Genomic DNA, 14,537 nt, shown 5'->3' on the forward strand with positions numbered 1-14,537 from the left:
ATCACCTCCATTTCTAGTTTTCCGGATAATAAATGATCACATAATATTTAACTTTTTGATCCGTTATATTTTTATAATCATGCTTTTTGTCCGCTGCAAATCGGATCGCTTCCCCTTCGCGAACAACATAAGAACATCCATCAATTACAATTTCTAAAGCTCCCTTTTGAATGATCAAAATTTCTTGCACCCCGCGCGCATGTTCATCCGATTGATGGACATGTCCAGGCTCTAAATGTGCTTCAAACACCTCAAACGGCTTGCCGATTTCAAACGTAAACATCGGGTATACTTTATACCTTTCATCATCATCAGATATAGCCGGTATGTTTGATAAAGATATTTTTTGAACGCTTGGCGCCTCCTCCTTCATCAAAGCGGAAAATGATACATGAAGTCCGTTCGCTATTTTCCACAGCGTGGTAACAGTCGGATTCGCTTCCCCTCTTTCAATTTGTGCCAGAATCGCTTTGGAAACACCTGTCTTTTCAGACACCTTGTCAAGGCTTAGCGCCATCCTTTTTCGGATTTTACAAAAATTTTCCCCAATAATTTGCTGAATCGGCTTCATGTTTTCCTCCTTTTTTATGTTTTGTTTATTATATCATACATTTGTTTTATATATTGAACAAAATTGCATTTAAAAACCTCTCCCCTGAATGGAAAGAGGTGAATATCAGCTTAAGAGCACCCGGTCAGATACTGCATCTTGAATTTTGGCAAATTCGTCCATTAATTTCGGAATGGTCAGTTTTACTTTTTCTTCAGCAGATGCCTCAAAAATGATTTTTCCGCGATTCATCATCAGCAATCTGTTTCCTAGATCAATCGCCTGCTGCATATTATGTGTAATCATAATCGTTGTTAAATTATATTCTTCAATAAATTTTTTCGTAAGCGACAGGACGACCTCTGCGCGTGCGGGATCTAATGCGGCTGTATGCTCATCAAGCAATAATATTTTCGGTTTCGTAAATGTTGCCATCAAAAGCGACAACGCCTGTCTTTCCCCGCCTGACAGCAATCCTACTTTCGCATTTAAACGGTTTTCTAATCCAAGCCCTAAAAGCGACAGCTGCTCCTTAAAATAATTTTTCCGCTTATTCGTTACACCTCTGGCCAAAGTTCGTTTATGAACACGGCCGTAAGCGATCGCCAAATTTTCTTCAATAGTCAACGTCGGCGATGTGCCTGACAACGGATTTTGAAACACTCTGCCGATATATTTTGATCGTTTATGCTCAGGAAGTGTTGTTATATTTACGCCGTCAAGCCAGACTTCCCCCTCATCGGGAAACAGCTTTCCAGCTATGATGTTCAGCAAAGTCGATTTCCCTGCGCCGTTGCTTCCAATAATCGTAATAAAATCGCCTTTTTCGACCTCTAAATGAATTCCATCTAAGGCGATTTTTTCATCCAATGACCCTTCGTTAAACACTTTATGAATGTGTTTTAGCTGAAGCAACTTGTTCACCCCGCTTTCTAGCCAATTTTCTTTTTTTCTCACGCCGTTTTTCTAAATATCGCGGGATGATTAACGCCAAAATGACGATACAAGCTGTAATTAATTTTATATCGCCTGTTTCAAAAAAGTTAAATCTAAATGCAAAGGCGACTATGAAACGATAAATGACAGCACCGATTATAACAGCTAAGGTAGCCCGAACAATCGTCTTGCTGCCGACAATTGCCTCTCCAATAATAACGGAAGCAAGCCCGATCACAATCATTCCAATTCCCATATTGGCATCGCTGAAGCCATTATATTGGGCGACAAGCGCACCTGACAGAGCAACCAAACCATTTGACAATCCTAATCCTAATACTTTAAGAAAGTTTGTATTCGCCGAAAAACTTTTAATCATTTCTTCGTTATCTCCGACAGCTCTTATAGCAAGTCCGATTTCCGTTTTTAAGAAGTAATCAAGGATGAGCTTTAAAAAAGCGACCAATAACACCATTGAAATGATGACTGACCATGTGGTCGGGGAAAAAGAAATGACGCTCTTAACGGCTTGATCGATCGGTGCCAGCGCATCGGCCAGCTTTGAGAAAAGCGTTTCCTCCTGTAAAAGCGAAACATTCGATTTTCCCATAATTCGCAAATTAATGGAATAAAGAGCGATCATCATTAATATACCGGATAACAACGGATTAATTTTCCCATACGAATGCAAAATTCCCGTTAAGATCCCAGCTAGAAAGCCGACAATCATTCCGGCAATCGTCGCCATAACAGGATGAGCTCCGTCTATGATCATGACGGCTGCGACGGCAGCTCCAGTAACGAAGCTACCGTCAACCGTTAAATCTGGAAAATCTAATATTCTAAAAGATAAATAGACTCCGAGAGCCATTATTGCGTAAATAAGTCCCGCCTCAAGTGAGCCATATACTGCTGTCAGCATGTAAACACCCTTCCAAATTACTCAATAAACTCTGCTTCTTTGCTCCACTCGTCTAAAATCTTAACGTTCATCTCAGCTGCTGCTTTTTTATTAATAAGAAGCTTTAAGTTTTGCGGATATTGAACAGGCAGTTCAGACGGCTTTTTCCCTTCTGTTAAAATTTTTGCAGCCATTTCTCCTGCTTCATAGCCAATGTCATAATATTCAAATCCGTACGCAGCAAAACCGCCTTTTTTGACTGAATCTAATTCACCGACAAACAGCGGGATATCGTTTTCATTTGCAACGGAAATGACCGAATCAAGCGCAGAAACAACGGTATTGTCAGTGATAATGTAAAAACAATCGACTTTGCCGACAAGAGATTCAGCAGCTTGTTTCACTTCAGCTGAAGTAGAAACAGAAGCTTCGACAATTTTCAAATCCGTTCCTTCTGTCGCTTTTTTAACAAGGTCAATTTGTGCAACAGAGTTTTGTTCGCCTGAATTATAGATCATTCCTATTCTTTTGCCATCTAAATATTGATCAATAAATTTCACCGTTTTCGGTATGGCATCAGGATGGGTATCAGTTGTTCCTGTTACATTCCCTCCTGGATTTTCCATCTCTTTCACAAGCCCGGCGCCGACAGGATCTGTTACGGATGTAAATACAATTGGAATATCCTTTGTAGCATTTGCTGCAGCAAGTGCACTAGGCGTTGCATTCGCAAAAATTAAATCGACGTTATCTCCGACGAAGTTATTCGCAATCGTTTGGGTATTCGATTGATCCCCTTGAGCGTTTTGAATATCATAATCTACATTTAACCCTTTATCTTTAATTGCTTGTTGAAATCCCTTCAATGCCTCATCCAGCGACGGGTGCGCTACAAATTGAGTGATACCAATTTTAAATGTTTCTTTCTTTCCTTCTTCACTATTGCTTTCGCTGCTGGACCCTTTGCTGCTTCCACAACCTGACAGCACGAGGAGCGCCATCAAAAAAATTCCTCCGATTGCTCCTATCCTAGTTTTCAAAATTTTCTTCCCCCTTTTTTACTTTTATGCTTTAAATTATAACAATATATTTTTGATTTTCAATTATTTTCTGACGAATTTTCCAAAAAAATAAGGATGCCAACATACTGCATCCTTACAGAAAATGGAACACTATTCTATCAAAATGAAGTTTGGAAGTAGCTTTAAGTTTATGAAATGTTCGGCAAAAGGCTGTCCCATAATTTTGCTAATATAATTTCTCTTTAATCAATATGTAACGACAACCCTGTTTTAGCCAGCTTGATCGATCCATTAAAAATCGTTTTAGCTTCTTCTATCAATTCTTCATGATTGCCTTTATGAGGCAAATGAGTCAGCAAAAGCTCTTTTACATTTGCTTCCTTAGCAATTGTCGCAGCTTCGTGGGAATTCATATGCCCAAACTTTTTGCCGTCTTCATTCGCATACATATTGCATTCGCATATAAGCAAGTCCGCATTTTGGCTGAATGGAATGAATTCATTTTTAAAGCTTGAATCTGCCGTGTATACAACCGTTTTATGTCCTGAAGTAAATCTCATGGCAAAACAGTCAACAGGATGATCTGTTTTTAAAAATGTAATCGTAAACGGACCGATCGAAATCGATTGATCAGGATCGTATGAAATTCCTTTTGTCACACTCAAATGTGTGAGTCTGTCAAATTCTTTTGTATCAAGGCTATGTCCGTAAATGGGCAAAATTTTGTTTGATTTTTGCAGCATGCCGGTAATTTGTCTTGCATATTGCAGCGGTCCAATATCTGCAATATGATCATGATGATAATGAGAAAGGATCACAGCATCTAAATCTGAAAGTGATACAAAATTTTGCAGTTGTGATAATACAGCACTTCCGCAATCAACTAACAGGTTAAACCCCTTTTCCTGAAATAAATAGCCTGATGTAGCCTCATTCGCTTCTGGATAGCCTCCCCAGAACCCTACAACTGTTACTTTCATCACCCTAATCCTCCTCAATAAGAAAAAATGTTTTAAAACAGTATTGACATTTTTCATTCTGTTATAATACAATGTTAATAACAACAGCACGGGGGGATAAAAAATGTTAGGACAAAAAATCACTGAATTTTTTAGAAACTTGCCAAGAAAAAAATGTATTGAATGCGGAAAAGAAATTGAAGAACAGCACGAATGCTACGGGAACAAATGCAATCATTGCTTACATGTAAAATAAATTTATTCAGGCAATTCTAAAAAGAATTGCCTGAATATTTTTTCTCTTCTCTTAACCTGTACTAATACACATTGTAATTGGCTAGCTTTGAAGAATCCCTTACAATTAATGTAAGAGGCAAAAGATGCACCTCTCTCTCTTTATACCGTCTCGTTTTTATTTTTTCCATCATCACTTCCATTGCTAAATGACCCATTTCTTTCACCGGCTGATTAACCGTCGTAATCATAGGCTCCATCAGTTCAGTTATAGCCTGATTGTCAAACCCGACGACCGCTAATTCTTCCGGGACACGGACGCCAAGTCTCTTTGACTCAGAAATCATCCCGGCTGCCACTTCATCAGAACCTGTGAAGACTGCCGTTGGAGCTTCAACCATCTCCATCATTTTCCTCAAGACATCTTTTCCGTCTTCAAATGTAAATACATTTCGGAAAATATATTGCTCAGGAAGGTACAATCCGGCTTCACGAAGTGCTTTTCGAAAACCTTCTTCCCTAGCTCTCGAAACATTACTGTTTACATTTCCGCAGCAAAAAGCAATTTTATTGTATCCTTGATCGATTAAATGCTTAGTTGCAACATACCCTCCGTAGTTTTGATCCATATGAATCATCGGGACATTTGCCTGTTCATCGAATTCGTTGCATAAAATAATCGGACCGTATTCTAAAAACGGCTCAACAGCCTCCCAGCCATTTAGCAATGTCGTCATAATCACTCCATCTACTTGTTTCGTTTTTAACAAGTTTAAATAGTCTAATTCTTTTTTTGCTGAATATAACGTTTGACAAACAATCAATTGATAATGGTATTGAGACGCAACGATTTCCAGCGATTCAACAAATTGTCCAAAAAACGGGTTCATAACCCTAGGAATAATGACAGCAATAATTTCAGTTTTTTGATTTCTTAAACTTCTAGCTGAAGAATTAGGTACATACCCTAATTGCTTCATTGCTTCTAGCACTAACTGTTTTTTTTCCTCCGATACGTAAGGCTGATTATTTATCACCCTTGAGACTGTCGTTTTCGATAAACCAGCCAGTTTTGCCACATCTTCAATTGTAGCCACTTTCATTCCTCCAAAAACTTTGGGATCCCTTGATTTTCTTTTGATTATAGATCAATGGTCAACAGATGTGCAATGAATTTTTTATATCTTTCCAGATCGCTTTTTCTAAAAAAACAGAAATGCTAACTTGTTCAACAAATATATATTTTCTTCAATTTGAATTGTCGGACTTTAAACAATGGGAACCAACCAAGGCGTTTTAAAGATCAGAAGTCGGAAGCGTCAAAACTTGCTAAAATGGATGCCTCCTCTGAAAAATAAGAGACAAGCCTGCCTTTTAAGCTTGTCCCAAATGTAAAAATTGAAGAACATCTTTCACCGCTTTTTTACCTTGATCAATGCAGTCCGGGATCCCCAATCCTTCAAAAGAAGCACCCGTTAAATATATTCCGGGGTATTTTTGCCCCATAATACTTTTTATATTTCTTATGTTGTCAAGGTGTCCGACAATGTATTGTGGCATTGCTTCCCTCAATCTTGTAACAATAGAAAAAATCGGTTCTCCTTTTACCGGCATCAATCGATTTAAGTCATCCAAAACGGTTTGAATGATCACATCATCCGGCTGGTCAACAACCGCTTCATCTCCTGCTTTTCCAACATACGCTCTTAGCAGCGTTTTGCCCTTCGGAGCAGTATGCGGCCATTTTTTGTTGGTCCATGTACAAGCAGTAATCGTATAGCCGCTGTTTCTCGAAACAACAAACCCCGTTCCATCTGCGGGCAGCTGAACAGCTTCTTCCGGAAAAGCCATTGCAACGGTTGCAACAGATGTTGAAGGCATTTTTTTGAAATAAGCGAGTGTTTGCTGCTCATTCGGAAACATAGAGGGAATAGCATCATGCTGAGCGGTAATGACTATCGCATCCGCCTTGTCAACAGTTCCGTCAGATAATTCCAAATGGTAGAGATCATCTTCCTTTTTAATCTCCGAAACTTTTATTCCTTTTTTCACTACCGTATGATCCAATTGGCGTTCTATAGCTTCAACAATCGATTGCAAACCAGTTGAAACGGTTTGAAAAATCCCTTTATGTTGCTCCTGTTGTTGTTTTTGTTTAGACTTTTGCGCCTGCTTGGCCATTCCTAAAATTAAACTGCGATGCTTTTGTTCAATTTCATAAAAGTGCGGAAAGATTGCTAATAAACTTAAATTATAAATATCTCCTGCATAAATCCCGGAAAGAAGCGGTTCAATCAAATTTTCAACCACTTCGCTGCCGAGCCTGCGTCCAAAAAATCCGCCTAATGACTGATCTCCGTCCACTTTTTTCTTCGGCAGGAAAAGGTCAAACGAAGCCCGCAGCTTGCCAGTTAACGAAAACAAACCGGAGGTGGCGAAAGAAGCAATATTTGTTGGCACGCCCATAACCGCTCCTTTCGGGATCGGATGGAGCTTGTCGCCGACAAGGACAAAAGATTGCCCCACGTCATTGTTCACCAAATAATCTCCGAGCCCTACGTCCTTTGCAAGCTGCGTAGCGCTTTTTTTTCGCTCCAAAAAGGAATCCGGACCTCTTTCAATGATAAATCCGTCCCTTTTTATCGTTTCTATTTTTCCTCCTAATCGCGGCTTCGCTTCAATCAGCACAACATCTATTGGAAGATGATTTTTTTTAATTTCTGACTGCAAGTAGAACGCAACTGAAAGCCCAGTTATTCCCCCGCCAACAATTGCTACCTTTTTTCTTCCCATAAAATCTCCTTCTTATTTTGACATTCCTAAGTGTTTTAACACGACTGTAGCTAAACAATCGATGAATTCAGGTTTTGCATTCGGCATTTCTGGACGATAATAAGCTGCTCCAAGCTCGTCTGTTACTGCCTTGCACTCGACATCGTTATCGTATAGAACTTCCAAGTGATCAGCCACAAAACCTACTGGAGCATAAACAAACGTCCGGTATCCTTTTTGTTCAAACAGATCTCTTGTTAAATCTTGAACATCTGGTCCGAGCCACGGCTCCGGAGTATTGCCTTCACTTTGCCAGCCAACAGCAAAATGCTGCACTCCGGCTTCTTTTGCAATTAATTCAGCTGTTTCTTGTAATTGATCTGGGTAAGGATCCCCTAATTGAACAATTTTTTCCGGCAGACTGTGTGCTGAAACAATTAATACAGCTTTTTCCCGTTCTTCTTCAGTCATTTTCGCGTACGTTTCTTTTATTTGTTTAGCCCAATATTCAATAAATTTCGGTTCTTTATACCAGCTTTCGATAGACGTGATGGAAGGCCCTCCGAGTTTTTTTGCAATTTCCTTTGCCCTGCCGTTGTACGACTTAATGCTGAAGGTCGAATAGTGCGGAGCTAAAACGATGCTGACCGCCTCAGTGATTCCATCTTTATTCATTTGTTCAACTGCATCTTCAATAAACGGCTCAATATGTTTTAATCCTAAATACATATGGAATTCTATTTCATTTTGAATGTGATTTAAATGCTTTTCTAAGCCTTTCGCTTGTTCTTCTGTTATTTTAGCAAGAGGAGAAATGCCTCCAATCGCCTTATATCGTTCTTTTAAATCTTCCAGACTTTCTGGATCAGGCTTTCTTCCATGGCGAATGTGGGTGTAATAGCGTTCAATATCCTCTTCTTTATATGGTGTACCATATGCCATCACTAACAAACCCATTTTTTTCTTCGACATTACGTGCACCTCCAAAATTCAAGTTGATCATTTATTTCGATCTATTTTTGCGTATAATCATGAATAAATTCCGTTAATTTTTTTAATGTTTCCGGTTTTACTTGTGGAAAGACGCCATGTCCAAGATTAAAAATAAAACCTGGCTGTTTCATTCCTTCATCTAAAATAGCCTCTACCCGTTCTTTTACAAAATCCCACGGCGCAAGCAAAACTGCCGGATCAAGATTTCCCTGCAATGTTTTGGAAATCCCCATTTCTCTGGCAGCAGAAATCGACAGACGCCAATCTAAACCGATCACGTCTAAAGGCAAATCATTCCATTCTTCTACTAAATGTCCTGCACCCACTCCAAACATAATAAGCGGCGCCTCTTTTTCCTTTAATTCCGAAAAGATGCGGTTCATCACCGGCTTAATATAATATCGATAATCAGAAGCATTTAATGCTCCGACCCATGAATCAAAAATTTGCACCGCTTTAACCCCTGCGTCAATTTGCGCTTTCACGTAAGCAATGGTCATATCGGCAAGCTTTTCCATTAAAAGAAACCAAGCTTCTGGTTCAGCATACATGAATGCCTTTGTTTTGTTATAATTTTTGGAAGGGCCTCCCTCAATCATGTAGCTGGCAAGTGTGAATGGTGCTCCGGCAAATCCAATCAACGGAACGTTCAGTTGCTCATTGACTAAAAGCTTAATCGTATCTAAAACATATGGAACATCTTCCTCAGGATGAATTTCACCAAGTTTTTTTACATCCTCCAGCGACCTGATCGGATTTTCAATAACAGGCCCTGTTCCCGCTTTAATTTCAACTTGAACTCCAAGGGCAGGCAGCGGCGTCATAATATCTTTATATAAAATTGCGGCATCAACCCCGTACTGCTCGACAGGAAGTCTAGTGACATATGCACAAAGCTCTGGTTGATGAGTAATTTCAAATAAGCTGTATTTTTCTTTTAACGCCCGGTATTCAGGCTGGGATCTCCCGGCTTGCCTCATATACCAAACAGGAACATAGTCCGCCGCTTCGCCTCTGCACGCTTTTAAAAAAGTATCATTAAAGCTTTTCTTCCTATCCATGTAAATCCCCCTTTAAAAACGATTCCTTTCTAATACTCTTTTTAAACTATACCTCTTCCCGTGCCCGATTGTATAGGAATATAAGGGAAATGTCATAAAATCGACGAAAGATCTTTCCAGCATTTTGTTATTCCCAGCGCGGGCTGACAAAATCAGTACCTTCCCCTTCCTGATGGGTTTGCGGATTATAAGGGACAACTTGATAAAAATGCTCTGAAAAAATGTTAATATACGGTATTTCATATTCTCCTTTTCCCTTTACAGATCCGACCAATTTCTTGCTTTCTCCGCTTCGTTCATAAATTCGGTATACGACCCGGTCATCATCTTGGGCAGGCCATTTTAATGTCACTTTAAATAATTGAAGTGCGTGAAATTGATATGTGGCGGAAAGCGAAGGGATTCGTGAAAGCCTGATTGGTTTTTCTAAATCTTTCGCTTTTTTCGGAATCGTAAAGGATGTTTTTTCCTCAAATTTCAAACCGCTTAAAATATTTTTAAACATTTTCGTTGGATAATCGCTCCCACCCTTTAAAAAATGTTCTTCATCTGTCCGGTCATATCCGATCCACACTGCCCCCGTCACGTCAGGAGTATATCCGACAAACCATGCATCCATCACGGCGCCCTTTTTTCCAGGAAATGATGTCGTACCCGTTTTTCCAGCTAAAGCTCCTTCATATTGTCCCGCTTTGGCAGTTCCTTCTTTAACAACCTGCTCCAGCATCCTCGTCATATTCCACGAGGTTTGCGGAGAAAAAACTTGATATTTTTGTTTTTTTACTTCTGCCACTACATCGCCGTTGGCATTCACAATTTTTTGTATGAAATACGGCTTGCTGTATTGGCCATTATTGGCAAAAGTTCTGTATGCATTTGCCAAATCAAACGGCGACACGCCGTACTTTAGTCCTCCTAAAGCAATCGCCAGTCCTTTATCCTCAATATAAATCCCGTTTTTCTCTAAATACTCTTTGCTTTTATCGATTCCAAGCTTATCGAGCACCCATACAGAAGGAGCATTTTTTGAATGGATTAGCGCATCATACATGGTTACATGTCCGTCATAACGTCCATCGTAATTGCTTGGAGAGTATCCTTTATAATCCAATTTCTCATCTTTTAGAAGAGAATAAGGCTGAAAAAGTCCTTCCTCCATTGCCGGAGCATACACAGCTATCGGCTTAAACGTTGACCCCGGCTGGCGCTTCGCTGTCAATCGATTAAATCCTTTGGAAACATAATTTCGTCCGCCGATCGCAGCAAGCACACCGCCTGTTTTATTATCTAATAAAATAAAAGCGCCTTGAGCATCATCTTTCGTACCTTGAAAATAAGCCTTTTCTTTAAAAACTTTGAATGCTTTTTCCTGAACATCGATATTGATCGGAACGGTAATTTTATATCCGCCTTTTAGGAGTTCTTCATTTGAAAGATGATACTTATTTTCCGCTTCCTCAAATACCATGTCAATATAGGCGGACAGCCAAGGCTTATCTTCCGTTTTATGAATATTCAGACCTAATGTTTTCCCCTGGCTTCTGACAGCTTGCTCCGGAGAAATATAGTTTTCGCGCTCCATTAAGGTTAATATCGCATTTCTTCTTTCTAAGCTTTTTTCTGGGTGCAAAATCGGAGAATAGGCTGCTGGAGCCTTCGGCAGGCCGGCTAGCAGCGCCCCTTCTTCAATAGTCAGTTCAGAGGCATCTTTATTGAAAAAAAATTTTGATGCAGACTGGATGCCGTATACGCCATGTCCAAAATAGATTTGATTCAAATACATCTCTAAAATTTTTCTTTTGCTATATTTCTGTTCAAGATAAATGGCAATGATAGCTTCTGTCATTTTTCTCAAAACCGTTTTATCGTTTGTTAAAAAAACATTTTTGGCGAGCTGTTGGGTGATTGTACTGCCGCCCTCTACTTTTTTGAAAGCAGCAATGTCCTTGAACAGCGCCCTTGAAACTGCCCGAAAATCAATGCCGTGATGCTCATAAAACCTTTTATCTTCAACAGCGATGAAAGCATTTTGTACATGCTTCGGAACTTTATCAATATCGATGATCTCTCTGTTTTCTAAATATAATTTCGTAATGGGCCGTCCTTCTTGATCGATCAAAGAGGTCGCAGAATGCAAAACAAGCTTTTTTTCATCCACAACGATAGCGCCTATCCAAATCATGGCAAAGTATGCGATAATACTTAACACAGCAGCAGCTAAAACGATTCCCGAGATCATCTTTATTTTTTTCAACAATGTTTTCACCTCTGTTTAACTCCCATAATTAGTATTGTATAATTTTGGATACAGTATGTAACATGTTTAACTTTTTTTTCAAATTGTCAAGTGATTTTCGTGCGAGGTGACTGTTATGAATGTTTATATAGCTTTCGGCACTATTGAATATTTAAGCAAAATCAAAAAAAATAATCTAGCAGAATGCATGTTATTCATGCATGACGGTGAAAGCGCCGTCCTTATGCATGAAACAAAAGGAACAACAATTTTTAAAGAACCCAAAAAATATAAAATTATTGATAAAAGAGGAAGTATCTGCAGCGATGGAGGGTTTGCCGTGTTTACCTATATATCTGTTACAGATGAAGGAAAACCTCTATTTGAACAGCAATTTAAAGAGCTATCTCGATTCATTGAAAGCCATTCGGGCTTTGTTGCCTTAAGAGTTCTCCGCCCTCTTTTCAAAAACACTTATATCATTTTCACTTTATGGGAGACAGAACAAGATTTTAACAAATGGGAGCAAAACGAAGCTTTTGCTAACCACTTTAAAAAAGCTTTAGGGATGAGCGATAAACTCATTTTTCCTTCTCCACCCCGAGTAAAGAAATATTATATTGTAAAAGATGAGAAGGAATGATTTAAAATGGAAAGAGAGAAGAATGGATCAAAACATGCAAAAATCGTTGAAACGGCTAAATACATCAAGCCTCATTTAATTTTAAAAAATAAAGGGGAGAGGCGGAAAATATGACTTTATTATCAGTAGATCAGATTACCGGCGGGTACACAAATAAGCCTGTTTTAAAAAATGTTTCATTCACTGTAAACGAAAATGAAATGGTCGGTTTAATTGGATTAAACGGTGCGGGGAAAAGCACAACGATCAAGCACATCATCGGTCTGATGGAGCCAAGTGACGGGACTATTAAAATTAACGGCAAAACATTTCAGGAAGATCCGGTGCAATATCGAAAGCAATTTAGTTTTGTTCCTGAAACCCCTATTTTATACGAAGAAATGACGTTATTTGAGCATTTGCAATTGATGGCTATGGCGCACGGGATCAGTGAAGAGACATTTAACGAGCGGCTCGATCCTCTTTTAAAAACATTTCGAATGGAAAAGCAGTTGAAATGGTTTCCGGCACATTTTTCTAAAGGGATGAAACAAAAGGTCATGATTATGTGCGCTTTTTTAGTTCAGCCATCCCTTTACATAATTGATGAACCGTTTGTCGGGCTGGATCCGTTAGCCATTCACGCCCTGCTTGATCTCATGAATCAGGCGAAAAAACAAGGTGCTGGCATTTTAATGTCAACCCACATTTTAGCAAATGCAGAACGGTTTTGTGACACTTTTGTGATTTTGCACAACGGAACCGTCCGGGCTCAAGGAACTAAACTTGAGCTGCAGGAGCAATTCAATATGCCTGGTGCAACATTGGACGATCTTTATATTCGGCTGACAAAGGAGCAAGACGATGAGATCAATCAATGATATTTGGCCTGCCCGTTTGGCAGCACATATAAAAGAAACACAAACATACTTGCGTTATATGCTGAACGATCATCTGCTTTTAGTGATTATGTTTTTATTAGGCGGAGGAGCCTATGCGTATCAGCAATGGCTTGATCAACTCCCACCTCATTTTCCATCAGCATTCTTAATGGCACTCTTGTTAGCATTAACGGTAACTTTTTCGCAAGTGCGCACGTTGTTAAAAGAACCTGACATCATCTTTTTACTGCCTATGGAAAAAGGATTAAACCATTATTTTCAGCGTGCTTTTATATACAGCTATATCCTTCAGACTGTCCAAATGATCGTATGCCTAATCATTCTTGCACCTTTATATTTTCAAAGCGGTGAAGGTGAAGGGATCAACTATTTATTCCTTATCTTCCAGCTTACGGTTATTAAATATTGGAATTTGTGGATTCAATGGAAAATGACGCATTTTCCGGAGCGGTTATCCCAGATAATGGATAAGTTTGTCCGATATGCTGTCAATTTCACGGTAATTTATTTGGCTGTTAAGGAAAGCATGCTGTCCCTGTTTATTTACGGCATGATGGCATTGGTAACCATTTATTTCTTCAAGATAACGAGGAACAAAACGCTGCAGTGGGAATTTTTAATTTTGCAGGAAAATCGCAAATTGCAATCATTTTATAGATTGGCCAATATGTTTACTGATGTGCCGAAACTGAAGGCTGAAGCAAAAAGACGGAAATGGATGGACTGGATTTTGTCTTTCATCCCTTACAAGCAATCAAATGTATTTTTATATGTGTTTTCCAGATCCTTCATTCGTTCAGGAGATTATTTCGGATTGTTTATCCGCTTATTGATGATCGGCGTTATTGTCAGCATCTTTTTGCCTTTGTCACTTGTATCTTGCATCATTTTGCCGGCAGCTGTTCTCTTCCTAACCGGAATTCAATTAACGAGCTTATACAAGCATTATGATGCTCTTTTTATCGCTGACTTATATCCAGTTCCACAAAATATAAAGAAAAAAAGCTTTTTACGCCTTCTTTTTACCATTCTTTTCATTGAGCTAGCCGTTCTTACCATTGTTTTATTAACGCAAACGAATATTTTATTTGTCGGCGTCCAGCTGGCAATCAATGCGTTATTTGCATATATTTTTGTTTATATGTACTTTTCGGGAAAGTTTTTGGCACGATAAAGGAATGGAACGGAAGAATCTTCTTGGACATCTGTTTTTTATCGTTTTTCATGGACGGTTTGAATAAACTTTATGGCATTTAAGGAAGCGTCCTAATTTATTTTCAACAGGAAGCTCTTTTTCATTTGGACCGTGAGAAAAAGCGTTCATTTTCCAAGCAACCTGTTTTGGCAGA

Annotated in this window: 14 protein-coding genes; 4 read left to right on the forward strand and 10 right to left on the reverse strand. The window is 39.1% G+C overall.

Features of this window, described 5'->3' with window-relative positions:
• Positions 1 to 13 precede the first annotated feature (13 nt).
• The 5 genes from NSQ41_RS14940 to NSQ41_RS14960 form a co-directional block, all read right to left on the reverse strand.
• On the reverse strand, positions 14 to 571 hold the full coding sequence (locus NSQ41_RS14940; RefSeq protein ID WP_339193237.1) for an XRE family transcriptional regulator: 558 nt from the start codon (positions 569 to 571) through the stop codon (positions 14 to 16).
• A 105-nt stretch (positions 572 to 676) separates the two neighbouring features.
• Positions 677 to 1,465 carry an ABC transporter ATP-binding protein gene (locus tag NSQ41_RS14945; protein WP_063387326.1) on the reverse strand — a complete coding sequence of 263 codons (789 nt, stop codon included), beginning with the start codon at positions 1,463 to 1,465 and terminating at the stop codon, positions 677 to 679.
• The gene (locus NSQ41_RS14950) at positions 1,440 to 2,408 is read right to left on the reverse strand and encodes an ABC transporter permease (RefSeq protein ID WP_339210262.1); all 969 of its coding nucleotides are present in this window, start codon (positions 2,406 to 2,408) and stop codon (positions 1,440 to 1,442) included. The genes NSQ41_RS14945 and NSQ41_RS14950 overlap by 26 nt, the downstream gene beginning before the upstream one ends.
• Positions 2,409 to 2,425: 17 nt before the next feature.
• Positions 2,426 to 3,388 (reverse strand): ABC transporter substrate-binding protein, encoded by a 963-nt coding sequence (locus tag NSQ41_RS14955; RefSeq protein ID WP_063387481.1) that lies wholly within the window; start codon positions 3,386 to 3,388, stop codon positions 2,426 to 2,428.
• A gap of 263 nt (positions 3,389 to 3,651) precedes the next feature.
• Entirely contained in the window at positions 3,652 to 4,389 is a 738-nt protein-coding gene (locus NSQ41_RS14960; protein WP_066248904.1) for an MBL fold metallo-hydrolase, read from the reverse strand.
• Positions 4,390 to 4,492: 103 nt separating this feature from the next.
• Between NSQ41_RS14960 and yhfH the strand changes: the two genes are divergently transcribed.
• Positions 4,493 to 4,624 (forward strand): protein YhfH, encoded by a 132-nt coding sequence (yhfH, locus tag NSQ41_RS14965; protein ID WP_065095529.1) that lies wholly within the window; start codon positions 4,493 to 4,495, stop codon positions 4,622 to 4,624.
• Positions 4,625 to 4,685: 61 nt separating this feature from the next.
• Here yhfH and NSQ41_RS14970 read toward each other — a convergent pair whose 3' ends face one another.
• From NSQ41_RS14970 to NSQ41_RS14990, 5 genes are all read right to left on the reverse strand, one after another.
• Positions 4,686 to 5,699 (reverse strand): LacI family DNA-binding transcriptional regulator, encoded by a 1,014-nt coding sequence (locus tag NSQ41_RS14970; protein ID WP_339197135.1) that lies wholly within the window; start codon positions 5,697 to 5,699, stop codon positions 4,686 to 4,688.
• Positions 5,700 to 5,976: 277 nt separating this feature from the next.
• Positions 5,977 to 7,395, reverse strand: a complete 1,419-nt coding sequence (gene hemY / locus NSQ41_RS14975; RefSeq protein ID WP_094244633.1) for a protoporphyrinogen oxidase — start codon at positions 7,393 to 7,395, stop codon at positions 5,977 to 5,979.
• A 12-nt stretch (positions 7,396 to 7,407) separates the two neighbouring features.
• Entirely contained in the window at positions 7,408 to 8,346 is a 939-nt protein-coding gene (gene hemH / locus NSQ41_RS14980) for a ferrochelatase (protein WP_063387321.1), read from the reverse strand.
• 41 nt (positions 8,347 to 8,387) lie between these two features.
• Entirely contained in the window at positions 8,388 to 9,428 is a 1,041-nt protein-coding gene (gene hemE / locus NSQ41_RS14985) for a uroporphyrinogen decarboxylase (protein WP_339210263.1), read from the reverse strand.
• Positions 9,429 to 9,555: 127 nt separating this feature from the next.
• Positions 9,556 to 11,667 (reverse strand): PBP1A family penicillin-binding protein, encoded by a 2,112-nt coding sequence (locus NSQ41_RS14990; RefSeq protein ID WP_339211643.1) that lies wholly within the window; start codon positions 11,665 to 11,667, stop codon positions 9,556 to 9,558.
• A 133-nt stretch (positions 11,668 to 11,800) separates the two neighbouring features.
• Between NSQ41_RS14990 and NSQ41_RS14995 the strand changes: the two genes are divergently transcribed.
• From NSQ41_RS14995 to NSQ41_RS15005, 3 genes are all read left to right on the forward strand, one after another.
• Positions 11,801 to 12,307, forward strand: a complete 507-nt coding sequence (locus NSQ41_RS14995; protein ID WP_339210265.1) for an antibiotic biosynthesis monooxygenase — start codon at positions 11,801 to 11,803, stop codon at positions 12,305 to 12,307.
• Between the two features lie 110 nt (positions 12,308 to 12,417).
• Complete coding sequence (locus tag NSQ41_RS15000; RefSeq protein ID WP_063387318.1) at positions 12,418 to 13,167, forward strand: ABC transporter ATP-binding protein; 750 nt, start codon at positions 12,418 to 12,420, stop codon at positions 13,165 to 13,167.
• The gene (locus NSQ41_RS15005; protein ID WP_339210267.1) at positions 13,151 to 14,362 is read left to right on the forward strand and encodes an ABC transporter permease; all 1,212 of its coding nucleotides are present in this window, start codon (positions 13,151 to 13,153) and stop codon (positions 14,360 to 14,362) included. The genes NSQ41_RS15000 and NSQ41_RS15005 overlap by 17 nt, the downstream gene beginning before the upstream one ends.
• Positions 14,363 to 14,537: the final 175 nt, after the last annotated feature.

The organism is Aeribacillus sp. FSL K6-8210 (genome assembly GCF_037963925.1).
Lineage (GTDB): Bacteria > Bacillota > Bacilli > Bacillales > Aeribacillaceae > Aeribacillus > Aeribacillus composti.